Source organism: Hydrogenophaga sp. 5NK40-0174, from assembly GCF_040372165.1.
Lineage (GTDB): Bacteria > Pseudomonadota > Gammaproteobacteria > Burkholderiales > Burkholderiaceae_C > Hydrogenophaga.
The window spans coordinates 377,286-394,819 of sequence record NZ_BAABWG010000003.1 but is presented as its reverse complement, the minus strand read 5'-3'; the positions used below and the strand labels follow the sequence as shown (position 1 = coordinate 394,819).

General features: G+C 60.9%; 16 protein-coding genes. 8 read left to right on the top strand and 8 right to left on the bottom strand.

What is annotated here, in order from left to right:
- Positions 1-178 precede the first annotated feature (178 nt).
- The 8 genes from ABWV89_RS11345 to ABWV89_RS11310 all read left to right on the top strand — a co-directional run bounded on the left by ABWV89_RS11345 (position 179) and on the right by ABWV89_RS11310 (position 7,449).
- The gene (locus ABWV89_RS11345; RefSeq protein ID WP_353396706.1) at positions 179-847 is read left to right on the top strand and encodes a Crp/Fnr family transcriptional regulator; all 669 of its coding nucleotides are present in this window, start codon (positions 179-181) and stop codon (positions 845-847) included.
- A gap of 130 nt (positions 848-977) precedes the next feature.
- The gene (locus ABWV89_RS11340) at positions 978-1,172 is read left to right on the top strand and encodes a YgaP family membrane protein (RefSeq protein ID WP_353396705.1); all 195 of its coding nucleotides are present in this window, start codon (positions 978-980) and stop codon (positions 1,170-1,172) included.
- Positions 1,173-1,412: 240 nt separating this feature from the next.
- Positions 1,413-2,081: a TetR/AcrR family transcriptional regulator gene (locus tag ABWV89_RS11335; RefSeq protein WP_353396703.1), complete on the top strand. Its 669-nt coding sequence runs from the start codon at positions 1,413-1,415 to the stop codon at positions 2,079-2,081.
- Positions 2,082-2,185: 104 nt separating this feature from the next.
- Positions 2,186-3,310, top strand: coding sequence for an ABC transporter permease (locus ABWV89_RS11330; RefSeq protein ID WP_353396702.1), 1,125 nt, complete (start codon positions 2,186-2,188; stop codon positions 3,308-3,310).
- An 82-nt stretch (positions 3,311-3,392) separates the two neighbouring features.
- Positions 3,393-4,058 carry an ABC transporter ATP-binding protein gene (locus ABWV89_RS11325; protein WP_353396700.1) on the top strand — a complete coding sequence of 222 codons (666 nt, stop codon included), beginning with the start codon at positions 3,393-3,395 and terminating at the stop codon, positions 4,056-4,058.
- Complete coding sequence (locus ABWV89_RS11320) at positions 4,045-4,977, top strand: HlyD family secretion protein (RefSeq protein WP_353396698.1); 933 nt, start codon at positions 4,045-4,047, stop codon at positions 4,975-4,977. Before ABWV89_RS11325 ends, ABWV89_RS11320 begins: the two co-directional genes overlap by 14 nt.
- A gap of 53 nt (positions 4,978-5,030) precedes the next feature.
- Positions 5,031-6,458 carry an efflux transporter outer membrane subunit gene (locus ABWV89_RS11315; RefSeq protein WP_353396696.1) on the top strand — a complete coding sequence of 476 codons (1,428 nt, stop codon included), beginning with the start codon at positions 5,031-5,033 and terminating at the stop codon, positions 6,456-6,458.
- A 220-nt stretch (positions 6,459-6,678) separates the two neighbouring features.
- Positions 6,679-7,449 (top strand): class II aldolase/adducin family protein, encoded by a 771-nt coding sequence (locus ABWV89_RS11310; RefSeq protein ID WP_353396694.1) that lies wholly within the window; start codon positions 6,679-6,681, stop codon positions 7,447-7,449.
- Between the two features lie 85 nt (positions 7,450-7,534).
- On the opposite strand, the gene ABWV89_RS11305 is transcribed toward ABWV89_RS11310, so the two are convergent.
- The 8 genes from ABWV89_RS11305 to ABWV89_RS11270 all read right to left on the bottom strand — a co-directional run bounded on the left by ABWV89_RS11305 (position 7,535) and on the right by ABWV89_RS11270 (position 17,500).
- On the bottom strand, positions 7,535-9,016 hold the full coding sequence (locus ABWV89_RS11305) for an aldehyde dehydrogenase (protein ID WP_353396692.1): 1,482 nt from the start codon (positions 9,014-9,016) through the stop codon (positions 7,535-7,537).
- 145 nt (positions 9,017-9,161) lie between these two features.
- Complete coding sequence (locus tag ABWV89_RS11300; protein ID WP_353396690.1) at positions 9,162-9,770, bottom strand: hypothetical protein; 609 nt, start codon at positions 9,768-9,770, stop codon at positions 9,162-9,164.
- Positions 9,771-9,874: 104 nt separating this feature from the next.
- Entirely contained in the window at positions 9,875-10,732 is an 858-nt protein-coding gene (locus tag ABWV89_RS11295) for an ABC transporter permease (RefSeq protein WP_353396688.1), read from the bottom strand.
- Between the two features lie 292 nt (positions 10,733-11,024).
- Positions 11,025-11,939 carry an ABC transporter permease gene (locus ABWV89_RS11290; RefSeq protein ID WP_353397514.1) on the bottom strand — a complete coding sequence of 305 codons (915 nt, stop codon included), beginning with the start codon at positions 11,937-11,939 and terminating at the stop codon, positions 11,025-11,027.
- Positions 11,940-12,089: 150 nt separating this feature from the next.
- Positions 12,090-13,205 carry an ABC transporter ATP-binding protein gene (locus ABWV89_RS11285; protein WP_353396686.1) on the bottom strand — a complete coding sequence of 372 codons (1,116 nt, stop codon included), beginning with the start codon at positions 13,203-13,205 and terminating at the stop codon, positions 12,090-12,092.
- Positions 13,206-13,352: 147 nt separating this feature from the next.
- Complete coding sequence (locus ABWV89_RS11280) at positions 13,353-14,534, bottom strand: extracellular solute-binding protein (RefSeq protein ID WP_353396684.1); 1,182 nt, start codon at positions 14,532-14,534, stop codon at positions 13,353-13,355.
- Positions 14,535-14,676: 142 nt separating this feature from the next.
- Complete coding sequence (locus ABWV89_RS11275) at positions 14,677-16,089, bottom strand: aspartate aminotransferase family protein (RefSeq protein WP_353396682.1); 1,413 nt, start codon at positions 16,087-16,089, stop codon at positions 14,677-14,679.
- A gap of 52 nt (positions 16,090-16,141) precedes the next feature.
- Positions 16,142-17,500 (bottom strand): glutamine synthetase family protein, encoded by a 1,359-nt coding sequence (locus tag ABWV89_RS11270; protein ID WP_353396680.1) that lies wholly within the window; start codon positions 17,498-17,500, stop codon positions 16,142-16,144.
- Positions 17,501-17,534: the final 34 nt, after the last annotated feature.

The window sequence follows — 17,534 nt, the reverse complement described above, 5'->3', positions numbered from 1 at the left end:
GCCCCAACCGTTCGCTGGATGCACGGGCTTGAAGCTTTTGTTCAAAAATTTTGAAGGAACAAATTCCAACCGTTCGAATCACCTTGAGAGCGATTCTCACATTCAGCGGCATGAACGCGCCCCAGGGTGTCAGGGAAACCCCGGGCGCAGGCGTGAACCAGCCGCCTACAATGCGCCCATGCCAAGCCCTACCGCCCAGGAACTGATTGACCTGTACCCCGCCATGTCCGAGCTGCCCGAACTGGTGGACTCGCTGGCCGTCATGGAGGTGCCGGCAGGAACCGTTCTGTTTCGGGAACATGAGACCTGCCAGGGCTTTCCGATGGTGCTCGAGGGAGAAGTTCGCGTTTCGCGATCATCTCCCAACGGTCGCGAACTGGAGCTCTACCGTGTTCAACCGGGCGAAATGTGCCTGGTTTCGTCCGCTGGCCTGTTCGCCCATCAACCCTTGAGTGCCCATGGTGTGGCCACCCGCGCCACGCGTTTGACCTTGCTCTCACCTGCACCCTTTCAGGACGCTTTGAGCAACCAGCGTTTTCGGGACTTCGTGCTGGGCCTGTACGCCGCGCGCATGGCCGATCTGACAGGTCTGATCGAAGCCATCGCATTCCAGAAGCTCGATGCGCGACTGGCCAACACCTTGCTCGGTCACGGACAGCAAGTGCGCATCACCCACCAGGCCCTGGCAGACGAACTGGGCACCGTGCGCGAAATGGTCACCCGCCTGTTGCGGCGCTTTGAACGCGACGGGCTGGTGGAGCTCTCTCGCGAATGCATCGACATCAAGAACAGCGCCGCCTTGCGCCAGGTCGCCAGTACCCGACAGGGCGAAGTGAACACTATGTGACTCAGGTCACATACTTGTCAGAGCCCCAGGTGTCCAATGAAACACAGCCAAGGGGAAATGACCAACCTTTGGACGTCGAATCAATCTGGTGCACCACTGCTGGCGCACACCTTCTGAAGGAGTCTTGATCATGAAACAGAACGTTGGCGGCATTGACCGCATCCTGCGCATCGCTGTGGGCGCCGGCCTCATGGTGGCCGCAGCCACCGAGACCATCGGCATGTGGGGCTACATCGGCGTGGTGCCTCTGGCCACCGGCCTGATGGGCTGGTGCCCTCCCTACGCATTGCTGGGCTTCAACACCTGCCCGATGAAACAAGAGTGAAATAAGACCCCCCCGCGGCGCCTCCGGCGCCAGCTCTTGGGGAAGCTCTGCACGCCCACGCCGGGGACCTTGCCGCGTGGGGCACATGGCGCGATGGCCAGGGCGAGTCCCTGACTTGGGCCTCATCGAGCGACTACCGCACGCGTCACGCTCGGCGCATGAGAGATCATGTAAAACCTCTCCCGCGCGCACTGGCTATCTCGTGGTCCTCGCTCCAGCGCCCTGGCCGTTGCGACCACCTTGTCACGCTGGGAGCTTGCACAACGCCCGAACATCAAATATATTAGACTGAATACTCCGTTTATAAATACCAACGACATGCGGAAAAAAGACGAAGGCTTGCATGAGAGGCGCAAGGAAGAAATCCTGGTTGCCGCCGCGCGCGTGTTTCGACTCAAGGGGTTCCACTTGGCGCGCACCGAAGACATTTGTGCCGAGGCGTCGCTGAGCGCTGGCACGGTGTTCCGGTACTTCCCCGACAAGCGCGCCATGATAGACGCTATTGCTGAGATCGAATTCGCCAATCACAGAGAGCAGGTGCGATCCCTGGCAACGAAAGAGGGCCTGAAATGGATGGCGCGCGTCAAGCCAGGCGAGCTGACCAGCATGCTTCAGGTCAGCACCTTCGGGCTCGGAACGGACAGCTGGCTGGAACTCGCTCGAGACCCACACGGAAAGGAAAGGCTGCTAGCTTTCGACGCTGAACTGCGAGCCACTTTGACCTGCGAACTCACACGCGGACAAGAGGAAGGATGGGTGCGAAAGGACCTGGACACCGCCGGCACAGCAGATATCGTGCTTGCCATCTTCTCAGGCCTAAGCTTCGACAGCGAGTTGGGCGCGCTGAGCCGCCCCAACCGCACGGCACGCGCCATCGCCGATCTCTTCAAAACCTTCATTCTTGCTTGACGGCAAAAAAACACCATGACGCGCAACTCTATTTTTCTTAGACGAACTACTCCGTTTTCTCAACAAAATCCCAACAGCAGAAGCCACATCGCCGGAGACGACACATGATTTCAGTGGCACGTGCCAGTCTGGTTCACGAATGGCGACGCTACTTGGCCGCGGTATTGGCAGTGACTTTCGCGGGTCTGCTTCTGACAGTTCAACTGGCTCTGCTGCTCGGCATGTTCGGCACAGTCTCGGTGATCATCGACCAGTCTTCCGCAGACCTATGGTTGGGCTTTCGCAATACACAGAGCGTCGACCTCGGGCGCCCCGTCAACCCCGCCAGCGCTTCACGCGCCTGGATGCACCCGGGGGTCAGCCGAGTGGAGCCGTATCTATATGCCTATGGCGACCTCCGTCGCGACGACGGCGTCCCGGTATCGGTTTTGATCAACGCAATCGACACATCCCACCGATCCCTGGCGCTGAGCGAGCTGCTCACCCCGGAACAGCGCAGCCTGCTGCGCGAGCCGGACGCCATGCTGATCGACGCTGCCGACCTTGGAAAACTGGACGCCAGCATCGGAACAGTGGTGGAGATCAACGGCAAACGCGCGCGCATCGCAGGCATAGTGGAAGGACTGCGCGCCATCGGCGGAGCAAACGTTGTCACCTCTTTCGCCACAGCACGCTCGATATCACCGTCCGAGGGAAACCACGTTACGTTCTACCTGATCAGCGTACGGCCTGGATACGATGCGGCTGCCGTGGCCCGAGACATCGCTGACCAGCGCCAGACCCCGCAATACAGCGTATGGCTGGCTGATGAGCTCTCAGTGCAATCGCAGGCGTACTGGTTGCTAGAGTCCGGCTCCGGCATTGGCACCGGTTTCGCTTCACTGCTAGCACTGATCGTAGGCATCGTCATCACCAGCCAAACCTTGTCAGGCGCCATCATGGCGTCCATCAAGGAGTACGCAGCAATGCGGGCGCTGGGCGTACCGCTGCGCTCATTGCGGGCGATCGTCATCGAACAAGCACTGTGGGTCGGCGTCATGGGACTGGCCATTACAGCGGCCCTGACCGGACTGACCGCTTGGCTCGGGCATACCTGGCGAATCTCAATGAGCTTTCCTTGGTGGATGTTGGTGAGCGTAGCCATCCTGCTCCTCCTCATCTCAGCCATCTCGGGCCTGATCTCTCTGCGCCCGTTGCTGCGCGCCCAGCCCGCTTCCCTGTTGCGCTGAAAGGGCACACCGAATGCACTCACACACACTGGTTGCAAACAGCATCTCCAAGGCCTTCGTCAGCGGAAAAATATGTCAGCAAGTGATCAAGAACACCACCATCGAGGTTGTGCCCGGAAAACTGACGCTGATCGTCGGACCATCAGGGTCAGGCAAAAGCACCCTGCTGTCCATGCTCTCAGGACTCCTTCGGCCTGACCAAGGGGAGGTACGCGCCCTCGGCGTCAATCTATGGGCGCAAAACGAAAACGCGCTCGACCGCTTCCGGCTCGAACATTGCGGATTCGTCTTTCAGGGCTTCAACCTCTTCAACGCACTCACCGCCCACGAAAACGTCGCCCTCCCCCTGCAATACCTGGGCGTGAGTAGCACAGAGGCCCACCAGCGCGCAAAAAAAGCCCTGCAAGAAGTGGGTCTCGAACCACGAAGCCACTTACGCCCTGCCGAACTTTCAGGCGGCGAAAAGCAGCGTGTCGCAATAGCACGAGCATTGGTTAAAAACCCTGAAATGATCTTCGCCGACGAGCCCACATCCGCCCTGGACAAGGTGAACGGCGAAATCGTCATCGAGCTGCTCAAGCGCATCACCCGCGACCACGGCGCTACCGTGCTGGGCGTCACACACGACCCCCGCCTGCTATCCCACGCCGACCGCGTCATCGAACTCGAAGATGGCGAGGTCGTGCGGGACACCGCAACAACGGCCCCTAACCACCCATCCAAGGACAATCCACATGCCACTTCATAACCCGGACTCGACACCCGCCAACAAGCTTCTCTTTGCAGCTTGGCTGATCTCGCTTGCCTTCACGCTTCAGGGCTGCAGCGAACGCGAACCGGCCCCATCGCCAAAGGCCGAAGCGCCAACCCACCCGACATACACAGCCAGCGCAAAGGGCCGGGTCGACGTAGAGGGCGGCGTCATTCGATTGGCAGCGAGACATGACGGCATCATCGAAAAAGTACTGGTCGAAGAAGGCGAAAGAGTTCGGGCCCGGCAACTGCTGGCCACCCTCGACGACGAACTGACACGTCGCAGCCTGGCCCTGGCAAGCCACGAGACCCGGGAAATCGAAATGCAAGCCAAAGCGGCACGAGTGTCTCTGCAAGCAGCAGCGCGGGAAGTCTCCCGCCTGGAGCCTCTGGCCGCAAAACTGCTGGTGCCACGGCAGGAACTCGATCAAGCCCACGACACACATGCTCATGCCAAGGCCACATGGCAAGCAGCGGAGGCGGCAATCCAAACCGCGCGTGCCAGACAAAGCCTCGCCGAGCAAGCCATGGAAGAACGCAAGATCGTCGCTCCCTTGGCGGGCAGAATCATCCAGCGCAATGCCAGGCCCGGTAATGGCGTCAGCACCTTGAACGTCACTCCATTGTTCCTCTTCGTCCCCGACGCGCCCAGAATCGTCAGAGCGGAACTTGAGGAGCAATACCTAGACGCAGTGACGCTGGGGCAGGACGCTCACATCACCCTGGAAGCCAAGCCCGAAAAAACCTGGCACGGAAAAGTCACCCGCATCGGCCACGTCGTGGGGGAGCGAACCCCAAGCGATGACCCAACAGAACGGCAGGACAACCGGGTACTGGAAGTCGTGCTCACGCTGGAACGTGCGGACGCGCTGCTGATCGGACAGCGCGTCATCGTCCGTTTCGCCGGCGCGTGAGTGTCGGTTCAAGCGCCGACTTCCAACCACTCACTCAAAAAAGGAACAATGGCATGAGCATGCGAGCATGGTTGATGTCCCTGGCTCTACCGGCGCTTGTCGTGGGCTGTGCAGCACCACCGGTGCCTCCACCTGAACCGACCGAGCCACCCGAGGCCTGGTCGTTCGCGCCCAATACCACCCAGCAGCCAACCAACCCCTCCCACCAACCACCGGATGAGCGATGGTGGCGCGCGCTGAACGATGAGGACCTCAACCGCATCATTGAAGCTGTGCTCACGCGCAATGCCGATTTGCATGCAGCCGAAGCCCGCCTTCGCCAGGCGCGGGCCATGGTGAGGACCACGCAAGCTGACCGCAAGTGGCAGCTGGATGCAAGCGTGAGCGCAGCACACGAACGAGTGCCCGGCTCGACTGTCGAAGACGCCAACGGGAGGCCCGTGACACTGCCGCCCGACCGGAACAGCCGCTACGGCCTGACGCTAGAAGCGCGCTATGAATTCGACTGGCTGGGCCGGCTTGGCCTGGAAGCTCGGGCCGCGCAGGCCGAGCAGCAAGCAAGCGCGGCCGATAAGCAAGGGCTGCGGCAATGGCTGGTGCACGAAACCTTGCAAGCTTATGCAGAGTACCGGCTGCATCAACAAAGGGCGACACTGGCTCGCCGCAGCGAAGCGCTGCTGACCCAGGCGCTGAGAATGCAAGGTGAGAAGCTAAGCGCCGGCCTGATAGCGCAACACGAATGGCTGGAAGCTGAACGCCAGCTCGCGCACTCCCGCGATCATTTGCGCGACGTGCAATCGCAACGGCAGAACACGCAGGTCCGGCTGGCCGTTTTGTTGGATCAGGCACCCGACGCCACGGAACTGACCACCCATGCACGGTACTTTGAACAGCTCGACATGACAGGTGTGCTACCCCCCAGATTGCCTGCCGAGGTCATAGGGCGCCGAGCTGACGTGGCCGCAGCCTGGCAGCGAGTTCAGTCCGCCTATCTGGAGGCCAGGGCCACTCGGTTGGAGCGATTTCCCTCGTTGACACTGACGGGCAGAAGCGGCCTCGTCAGTGAATCACTGGCGCGATGGCTCACGACGACAGCGCTCGACTGGTTGTTTCAGGCAGCGGTGCACGGGTCAGTGTTCGACGGCGGGATGCACGAAGCCCGGACCCACCATGCAGTTGCCGAAATGGACGAGCGGCACGCCATGTATAGAAAGACCGTGGTGTCGGCACTGGCAGAGGTCGAGATAGCGCTGAGCACAACACAAGCCCAGCGCGAGCGAGTGGCATCGGCCGAGGCCGAGCAGCGGCGCTGCATAGCTGAACAAGAGAGCGCGCGTGCCCAACTGGTAGCGGGCCTGCTTGGCCGTGCCGAACTGCTACAAGCGCAACTGGCGCTGCTGGAGGCTGACCAGCAAGTGCTCCAAAGCCGCTACGAACTTCTTGGCGCCCAAGCCAAAGCGCAGTTCGCGCTCGGGGGTTGACTGCGGGTGCACAAATCGCCGGCAAAAGACTCAGGACCATTCGCACGCAGTGCGACGCGAGCAGGCGACCAGAGAGGAGATCTGCACTTCCACTCCACCTGTCCGCGTGGCGACAGGTTTGGTCTTGTCTGGGCTTGTCTGTCTTGTGCTCCCACGTCTACAGTGGGTGACGCGCCTCACTCCATTCATTTCACAAGAGGCCGACAGGAGACAGACCGCCATGCACATCCCTTCCCTCAAAGAAGTCGTCAGCGCCGAAGAGTGGCAGTTGCGCTGTGACCTCGCTGCTTGCTATCGGCTCGTGGCCGCTTACGGCTGGAGCGATCTGGTCTTCACACACATCAGTGCCAAGCTGCCCGCCAGCATCACCGGTGGTGAAGAGCATTTCCTGATCAACCCCTATGGGCTGATGTTCGACGAGATCACGGCCTCCAGCCTGGTCAAAGTCGACATGCAGTGCAACAAGCTGCAGGAGACGGAGTTCCCGGTGAACCCGGCTGGCTTCGTCATCCACAGCGCCGTGCATGAAGCCCGTCCGGATGTCGGCTGCGTGCTGCACACCCATACCCGTGCGGGTGTGGCCGTGAGTGCTCAGAAGGCTGGCATTCTGCCCATCAGCCAGCAAAGCACTTTTGTGCTGGCATCGCTGGCCTACCACGACTACGAAGGTGTGGCGTTCAGGCCAGACGAGAAACCACGCCTGCAGGCCGACCTGGGCAATGCCAACTTTCTCATGCTGCGCAATCACGGTCTGCTGACTGTGGGCAAAACCATCGCCGACGCCTTCCTCTCGATGTATACCTTCGAAAGCACCTGCAAGATCCAGATCGACGCGATGGCCGGTGGCAGCGAGCTCACCCAGGTGAACCCTTCCATTTTGGCGAACATGGGCGAGGTCATGCGGGTGGCCACCGCTGGTCAGGGTGCGAACATCGCCTGGCCCGCCCTGCTGCGCAAACTCGACCGGATGGACCCGAGTTACTGCAGCTGAAGCACAGGCCACACATGAAAAAAGGGTGACTGCCGGTCACCCTTTTTCGTTGGCGCTGAAGAAGCACCCATCGGAACCGGCCGGATCAGATTGGACTGTCGATGCGAATCCAGGTCGTCTTGGTCTCGGTGTACTTGTCGAAGGCGTGCAGGGATTTGTCGCGCCCGACACCGCTTTGCTTGAAGCCACCAAACGGCACCGTGATGTCATCTTCGTCATACTGGTTCACGTGCACCGTGCCTGCGCGCAACGCGCGTGCCACGCCATGAGCCTTGTTGATGTCACGCGTCCAGACCGCGGCCTGCAGGCCGTAGTCGTTGTCATTGGCCTGGCGCACCGCATCAGCCGCGTCTTCAAAGCTCAGGACAGACAGCACTGGTCCGAAGATCTCTTCCCGCGCAATCGTCATGTTGTTCTTCACACCGTCAAAGATGGTGGGCTGCACATAGTAGCCACCAGCCACCGGCTGAACCGCTTCACCCCCGGCCACCAGTTTGGCGCCTTCGCTCTTGCCGGACTCGATGTAGCGCATCACGGACGACATCTGGATGTTGTCGACGATGGCACCCATCACGGTCCCCTTCTGGCGCGGGTCGGCGGGCTGGAAATTCGGCACCAGGGCCAGGGCCTTCTCGATGAACGCCTCCTTGATCGACTTCTCCACAAACAGGCGCGAGGGCGCGTTGCAGCTCTCTCCCTGGTTGAAGAAAATGCTGCCCACCGACTTCTGAACCGCCACATCCAGATCAGGACAATCGGCAAACACGATATTGGGCGACTTGCCGCCCAGCTCGGTCCAGGCGCGTTTGAGGTTGCTCTGGCCAGCCATCACATGGATCTGCTTGCCAACGCGGGTACTGCCTGTGAAACCGATGGCGTCAACATCCATGTGCAGTGCCAGCGGACTGCCCGCCTCAGGACCGGTACCGGTGACCACGTTGAACACACCCGCAGGAATCCCGGCCTCCATGGCAATGTCGGCCAGGCGAAGAGCCGACAGTGGCGACTTCTCGCTGGGCTTGAGCACCACCGAATTGCCAGCCGCCAGAGCAGGCGCGATCTTCCACGCCGCCATGATCATGGGGTAGTTCCAGGGCACGATCACGCCCACCACGCCCACTGGCTCACGGGTGATCAGGGCCAGCGCGGTATCGGGCGTCGGTGCGATCTCGTCGTAAATCTTGTCAACCGCTTCACCGTACCAGCGAATGCAGTTGGCAGTGGCATTGACGTCGACCACCTTCGCATACTGCACCGGCTTGCCCATGTCCATGGTCTCGGTCAGCGCCAGCTCATCGGCCTTGGACAGCAGCAGATCGGCGAACTTGTGCATCACCTTCTTGCGCTGCGCAGGCGATTTGCCGGCCCAGCGGCGGTCTTCGAACGCGACCCGGGCTGCAGCAACCGCTGCGTCAACATCTGCCGCCTCGCACTGGGCAACCTGTGTCAGTACGCTGCCATCGACTGGCGAAACACAATCAAAGGTCTTGCCACTCTTGGCGCCGACGCGCTCGCCGCCAATGAACGCGCGGCCATCAAAGCCTGGTGAAGAAGTGCTGGAACTCATGCTGAATTTACTCCGTCGATCAGATGGAAACTGGACGCCATGCTACGACGAAAACAGCAGTGCTGTGTAACAAGGGGACGCCCATGGGACAGCTTATGCAAACGGGTGCATTGGGCTGCGCAGATATGCGCATGCGAGGGACTGCTCAGTCGCTGGCAGACGTTTCGAGATCGATCAGGTCCACCACGCCATCGCGGTTGAACCGAAAGACCACGGAGCGGTTGTGAAACCGGAAACTGTTGAACACGCCGCTGAACACCCCCCCGCGGGTGGTCTGATAGCGATAGCCAAAAGCCGTTCCATGGCCGTCTTCGACCACTGGCGCCACAAAGCGCCCTGTCGGCTGGCCAAACCGCGCCACCACATCCGAGCGGGTGGACTGGCCCTGCACCACTTCACCGACCTTCTCCAGGTTGAAGTAAGTGGCATCCGCCTTGAAGGACGAAATGAACTCCTGACCGACCAACACATCGCGGTGGAACCAGAACGTCTGGGCCCGCGCCGGGATCACGCCGTCCTCGTATGGCTCGCCGCCGGATGCGGCGTACACATAGACGATGCTGCGCAAAGGCTTGGCATTCTTGATGACCTGCCCGCTGCGCTGCGGCTCGCCCATGAGCGCCAACACCTCCGAATAGGTCGAACGCCCGAGTCGCAGGTCCTCACTGCCAGCCCGCACGAAGTTCTTGCCCGCACACCCAGCCAGGGCGGCGGTGGCCAGCAAGATCATCAGAAGGCGGATTCGACGTGTCACGGGCAGGCGTTGAAGCGGATCAGGACAAGCATGAGAGCAGGCAGGAGGCCAAGGCCGGAGCAGACATTATCCAACGATCCGCACACGAGTCGAAACACACGTCGTCAGCTCGACAAAGCCACCTGCTCGGCCCGCGCCGCCGCGGCCATTTCGCGCTCGCGTTTGCGCGTGGCCCGAGCCACCCAAATACTGTAGCCGACGATGACCAGGGTGACCGTCACGATCAGCAGGGACGCGGCAGCGAAGATGGTGGGATTGATACCGCGCCGCGCATAGCCGAACACCACCTGGGGCAGCGTGTTCACACCAGGCCCCGACAGAAACTCTGCAATCACCACATCATCGAACGACAAGGTAAAGGCCAGCAGAAACGCCGCCAGCAAGGCCTGAAAGATGTTGGGCAAGGTCACCAGAAAGAACACCTGGTGTGGACGGGCACCCAGATCCATGGCGGCCTCCTCAATGCTGCGATCCATCTCCATCAGCCGGCTTTGCACCACCACCATGGCGTAGGCCATGCCCAGCAAGGTGTGGCCGAGCACGATGGTGAACATGCCCCGCTCGGGCCAGCCCACCAGGCGCTGAATGCCGACCATCAGCAGCAACAGCGACAGTCCGATGATCACCTCCGGCATCACCAGTGGCGCATTGACCATGCCCGAAAAAATGGTGCGGCCGAGAAAGCGCCGGTATCGCACCAGCACAAATGCGGCAAATGTGCCGAGCACCGCAGAGAGCAAGCCACTGGTGGCCGCGATCTTCACCGACAGCCAGAAGCCATCGACGATGCGGCTGTCGCGCGTGAGCGCCTCGTACCAGCGCCAGGAAAAACCCGTGAACCGGGCGTCCTGCCGCGTGCTGTTGAAACTGAACAGGATCATGTAGCCCAGCGGAAGGTAGAGGAACAGGAACACCGCCCCCAGCCACAGCTTGCCAAAGTGCTTCTCGACAAAAGCCTTCATCTCAAACCCCTTTCACCCGCAGACACGATGACCGTGACCGGCCCAAACCAAGGAGACCATGCGGAAAGCATGGATCTTGGCGCGCCAACACCCCAACTCCCAGGAACCCGAAGATCCGGCTCCGCCGGTCCAAGGGTTCGTCCCCCCGGCGTGACCCGAAGGCGCCATGAGGAAGCACGCCCGCACCCGCGCAAACGCCTCCCAAACCCCCAGGAACCCGAAGATCCGGCTTCGCCGGTCCAAGGGTTCGTCCCCCCTCCGGGGGGAAGCCGCAAAGCGGCGCAGGGGGGCCTCACTTTTCTTCTCCCGAATACCGGTAATAAATGGCCAGTGGCACCACGATCAGGCCGATCATCACCACCGCCAATGCCGTCGCACGCGGCCAGTTGTTGCTGGCGAACATTTCGTCCCACACCACGCGGCCGATCATCAGGTTCTCCGGGCCGCCCAGCAGTGAAGGAATCACGAACTCGCCCACACAGGGAATGAACACCAGCATGAAGCCGGCGATGATGCCCGCCTTGGACAGGGGCACCGTGATCAGCCAGAAGGCCTTGAACGGCGAGGTGCCCAGATCGGCCGCGGCCTCGAGCAGCCGGAAATCCATCTTCACCAGGTTGGCGTACAGCGGCAGCACCATGAACGGCAGATACACGTAGGTCATGCCCACCAGCATGGAGGTGGTGGTGTAGAGCATCAGGATGGGTTCATCGATGATGCCGGCGGCCATCAGCAAACGATTGATCACACCATAGTCGGCCAGAATGCCCTTCCAGGCGTACACACGAAGCAGAAACGAAGTCCAGAACGGGAGCATCACCATCATCAGCAGCGCAGGCCTCACGGAAGCGGGAGAGCGTGCCAGGAAGTAGGCAAAGGGATAGCCCAGCACCAGACATATCACTGCCGTGCACAGCGCATACCAGATCGAGCGCACGTAGGCTTCAATGTACAGCGTCTCGAACAACCCACCGCCCAAACCGTTGCGGAAGATGCTCCAGTAGTTCTCATACTTGAGGTGCAGGACGCCCGTCTCAGGGTCCCACAAGGGCTTGAACGGGTGGATGTCATTGCCCATGTCCACGAAACTGATGTACACCAGAATCAGGAACGGCAGCAGGAAGAACACCAGCAGCCAGACAAAGGGCACGCCAATGACAAATCGCTTGCCCGGCACAGGCCAGCCAGAAGAGGAAGGCGAGGTCACCACAGAGGAAGAAGACGAAGAAGACACGGTCTACTCCTTAAAAAACCAGACTGGCCCGACAAGACACAAAGCCCATGCTCCGGTGGAACCGGCTTTGCCGGGCCACTCGCATCGTGGTGCCAAAGGCGGCGCGGGGGGAGCCTGTCATCATCAATCCCTCAACACCGCCGCGGCCACGTCATCCCACCAGAAATACACCATGTCGTCCCAGGTGATTCCGGTGGCCTGGTGCCGCGTCGCATTGGCCTGTGTGATCTTCACCCTGGAGCCATCCGGCGTTTGCACGATGTAGGTGTTGTACGAGCCAAAATAGGCGATTTCCTTGACCACGCCGGTGAACAGGTTCTCGCCCACACCGGCAGGCGGCTCCTTGCTGATCTCGATCTTCTCTGGCCGCACCGCCACAGCCACCGGCATGTTCAGCGCACCGCTGACACCGTGACCGATATGGATGTCGCCGATGGTGGTGGTCGCACCGCTTCGGTCCACTTCGTCGACACTGAGCTTTCCCTCGAACAGGTTCACGTTGCCAATGAAGTCCGCCACAAAGCGGTTGGCCGGGTGCTCGTAAACCTCTTCCGGTGTGCCCACTTGCAGCACACGGCCTTTGCTCATGATGGCAATGCGGTTGGCCATGGCCATGGCCTCTTCCTGGTCGTGCGTGACCATCACGCAGGTCACGCCGACTTTCTCGATGATGTTGACCAGCTCGAACTGGGTCTGCTCACGCAGCTTCTTGTCCAGCGCCCCCAGCGGTTCGTCGAGCAATAGCAGCTTTGGCTTCTTGGCCAGGCTACGGGCCAGGGCCACCCGTTGTTGCTGTCCGCCCGAGAGCTGGTGTGGCTTGCGTTTGGCATAAGGCGTCAGCTGCACCATGGCCAGCATCTCTTCCACCCTGCGCGTCACCTCCTCTTTGGGAAGGCCTTCACGCTTGAGGCCGAAAGCCACGTTCTCCCAGATGTTCAGGTGGGGGAACAAGGCATAGGACTGGAACATCATGTTCACTGGCCGCTCGTGCGGCGGCATGCTTGCCACATCCTGCCCACCGAGAAGAATCTTGCCGGATGTGGGCTTTTCAAAGCCTGCCAGCATGCGCAGCAACGTCGACTTGCCGCAGCCTGAACTGCCCAGCAGGGCAAAGATCTCTCCCTTGCCAATCGACAGGGACACCTCGTCCACAGCCAGAGCATCGTCAAAACGCTTGACCAGTTTGTCCGTGACCAGATAGTCCGCTTCGTAGGTGGTGTTGCAGGTTGGGGCTGACATCGGGGTTCCTCGCTCACTCACTCAGTGCCGGGCACAGTCACGCACCCAACAAAAAGGGCTGTTCATACGCGCCTGGCGGTACGAACAGCCCTGCTGTGCCTGTGGCCCGTCAGGATCGACAGCCGCACAGGCATGGCCAGCCGCTGATTAGCTGCCCTTCTTGAACGTGTTGTAGGCCGAGGCCATGGCTTCACGTGCTTCGTTGGTCCAGCTGCTTGGCGGAATCATCTTGTCGAAGTAGGAGGACTCCACAAAGATGGTCTTGTTGCTGGCAATTTCCGGATCGATCTTGTCCATGGCTGCCGTGTTGCCGGTGGGGTAGCCCATCTCGTTGGCCATGGCGGCTGCATTCTCTGGCTTCAGATAGAAGTTGATGAAAGCTGCTGCGTTCTTGGGGTGCTTGGCATCCTTGGTGATGGCCATGGTGTCAAAGAAGATCAGCGCACCGGTCGATGGCAGCAGGGCTTCGACCACGTCGGTCTCGCCGTTTTCCTTCATGCGGGCCGCCGCCTGGTTGATGTCGCCAGACCAGCCGATGACTGCACAGGCCTTGCCGCTGGCAATGTCGTCAATCATGGTGGCGCTGAAGATGCGGATGTCAGGGCGCACCTTGGCCAGCATCTCGGCCGCAGCCTTGTAGTCCGCCGCTTCATTGGAATAGGCGTCCTTGCCCAGGTAGTGCAATGCCACCGGAATGATCTCGGTCGGTGCATCCAGGTAAGCAATGCCGCATGACTTGAGCTTGCTGGTGTACTCCGGCTTGAAGACCAGATCCCAGGCGTTTTCAGGCATGGCCATGCCATCCAGGGCCTTCTCGACCTTGGTGCGGTTGATGCCCACGGTGGTGAAGCCCCAGGCCCATGGCACCAAGTGTGCATTGTCCGGATCGGCCTTGGTCAGGGTCTTCATGACCCCGGCGTCCAGGTTGGCCAGATTGGGAATGCTGGCCTTGTCCATGGGCTGGAGCAGGCCGCCTTCGATCTGTGGCTTGGCAAAGGTCGAGCCAGGCACCACGATGTCGTAGCCAGTACCACCGGCCACCAGCTTGGCGTGCAGGGCTTCGTTGGTCTCGAACGTGTCGTAGTTGACCTTGATGCCCGTCTCTTCTTCAAACGCGGCCACCATGCCTTCGGGGATGTAGTCCGGCCAGTTGTAGATGTTCAGGACCTTCTCGTCGTCGAGCTCAGGAACGGCAGGTGCAGCGGCTTCGGCTGCAGGTGCGGCGGCCGTGGTGGCCGGTGCAGCGGCTTCCGGAGCCGGTTCTTCCTTCTTGCCGCAGGCGGCGAGCAGCATGGCGGCAACGGCCAACGCCAGAACTTGTTTCTTCATGATGAGGAACTCTCCAAACAGTGAGATGAAAGAAAAACCAGCAGGGCAGACATCTCCGTCGCCAACCCCACCCTGATCAAAGCAAAAGACAGACCAGACCCATGCCCCGAACTGGGGCAATGCTCATACCCCGGCATTCTATTCATGCCAGCAGGCCTTTGTCCCGCAATTCGGTCAAAGTAGCGTCCAGACAGTGACGGATCAGCGCCACAAGTTCGTCCACCTGGGCCAGACTCATGCACAGGGGCGGGGCAATGATCATCCGGTCACCCACGGCCCTCATGATCAGTCCGTTGTCAAAACAGTGCTTGCGACAGATCATGCCAGCCCCGTCCGCCTCGTCAAACGGTACCAACCCCTGCTTGCGCTTGACCAGGGTCAGCCCGGCCACCAGTCCGCAAGTCTCGGCCACCCCGACCAGCGGGTGGTGCTGCAGGTCCTCGAACTTCTCTTCCAGGACAGGGCCGAGCTCGGTCCGAACCCGTTCGACCATGCCTTCCTGCTCCATCAGCTCCAGATTCGCCAGCGCGACGGCACAGGCCACCGGGTGCCCACTGTAGGTGTATCCATGGTTGAACTCGCCGCCCTTGTCGATCAGGACCTGTGCCACACGATCACCTACCATCACGCCACCCAGCGGCACATAGCCGCTGGTGACAGCCTTGGCAAAGGTAACCAGATCGGGGCGCATGCCGAACTTTTCGTAGGCAAACCAGTGCCCCAGCCGGCCAAAAGCGCAAATCACTTCATCTGAAATCAGCAAAATGCCGTACTGGTCGACAATGCGCTGAATCTCGGGCCAGTAGCTCGCTGGCGGAATGATCACGCCGCCGGCGCCCTGCACCGGCTCGCCGATGAAGGCAGCCACGCGCTCGGGCCCGACCGCCAGGATCTTCTCTTCCAGCCAGCGTGCGGCCCGCTTGCCAAAGTCCTCGGGACTCTCGCCCGCAGCGGCATGGACGTGATAGTGCGGCTGCTCGATGTGCACGATATCGGGAATCGGCAGATCGCCTTGCGCATGCATGCCACTCATGCCCCCCAGGGATGCCCCTGCGACGGTGGACCCGTGATACGCGTTGTGCCGGCTGATGATCACCTTGCGCTCGGGCTGCCCCAACAAATCCCAGTAGCGGCGCACCATGCGCACGTTGGTGTCGTTGCTCTCGCTGCCGCTGCTGGAGAAGAACACGTGCCTGAAGCTGCGCCCACCCACTTCTGGCGCCAGCGACGCCAGCTTGGCCGCCAGGCGCACCGCCGGCTCATTCGTCGTCTGGAAGAAGCTGTTGTAGAAGGGCAGCTTCATCATCTGCGCGTACGCCGCGTCCGCCAGCTCCTTGCGTCCATACCCGGCGTTCACGCACCACAGGCCACTCATGGCATCAAAAATCTTGTGGCCTTCGGAGTCCCACACATAGACCCCTTCCGCCTTCACGATCACCCGCGCACCCCGCGACGCCAGATCACCATGATCGGTGAACGGATGCAAATAGTGCGCGCTGTCCAGCGCCTGCAGTTCCTGCGTGCTGAGCACGTCAGCCTTGGTGGGTGCATTCATAACGAACTTTCCAGCGGCAATATGTCCGCAACTCTCGAAAACGGGACGTGCCTTACACGTGGAGCAAGAGGTGCTCCCGCTCCCACGGCGAGATCACCTTCATGAACTCTTCGAACTCGAGCTCCTTGATCTCGGTGTAGATCGTGATGAACTCCTTGCCCAGCACGTCGTGCAGTTCAGACTCGCGACGCAGCCAGTCGAGTGCCTCGCCCAGGCTGCGGGGCAATGCATACGGTGACAGGTAGGCGTCGCCCTTCATTTCCGGCTTGGGCTGAATCTTGTTCTTCATGCCCAGATAGGCACACGCCAGCGTCATGGACATGGCGACATAGGGGTTGGCATCCGCGCCGATCACGCGGTTCTCCACCCGTCGGGCCTGTGGCGGCGCAATCGGCGAGCGAATGCCGACCGTGCGGTTGTCGTGACCCCATTCGATGTTGATGGGTGCCGCGGTGTGACGGGTCAGGCGCCGGTAGCTGTTCACGTACGGAGCCACCAGTGCCATCGCTGCAGGCACATAACGCTGCAAGCCGCCAATGGCATGCGCAAACGTCTCCGAGGCACTGCCATCGGGTTTGGAGAACAGGTTCTGACCATCCTGATCCACGATGCTCTGGTGGATGTGCATGGCGCTGCCAGGCTCGCCAGCAACCGGCTTGGCCATGAAGGTCGCATACATGTCATGGCGCATCGCCGCTTCGCGCACGGTGCGCTTGAAGAAGAACACTTCGTCGGCCAGTCTCAGCGGATCACCGTGGAAGAAGTTGATCTCCATCTGACCGGCACCGATCTCGTGGATCAGCGTATCGACGTTGAGCTCCATCTTGTCGCAGTAGTCGTAAATCTCCTCGAACAGGGGATCGAACTCGTTCACAGCGTCAATGGAATAGGCCTGACGCGACGTCTCGGCCCGGCCACTGCGACCGACCGGTGCACGAAGCAAGGTGTTTGGGTCGGTGTTGCGTGCCGTCAGGTAGAACTCCAGCTCAGGTGCCACCACCGGCGTCCAGCCCTCTTTGGCATAAAGATCGCACACCCTGCGCAACACGGTTCGCGGCGCAAAGGGCACCATGGTGCCGTCGTGCATGAAGCAGTCGTGCAGCACCTGCGCCGTCGGGTCTGACGCCCAGGGCACGATGCGCACAGTAGCCGGGTCAGGACGAAGCTGCATGTCGCGATCGGTGGGCTCCACCACGTCGAAGTACGGGCCGGACGGCGGAACATTGCCCGTCACGCTCATGCACACCGTGCTTTGCGGCAGGCGCATGCCCCGGTCATCGGTGAACTTTGCCCGGGGCAGGATCTTGCCTCGCGCCACCCCTGTGAGGTCAGGTACAAGACACTCGACCTCGGTGACATGGTTCTGATTGAGCCAAAGCTCCAGATCATTGAAATTGCGTGGTGCGTTCATGACAAAGTCGCTTCAGTAACGATGATGAAGGTGA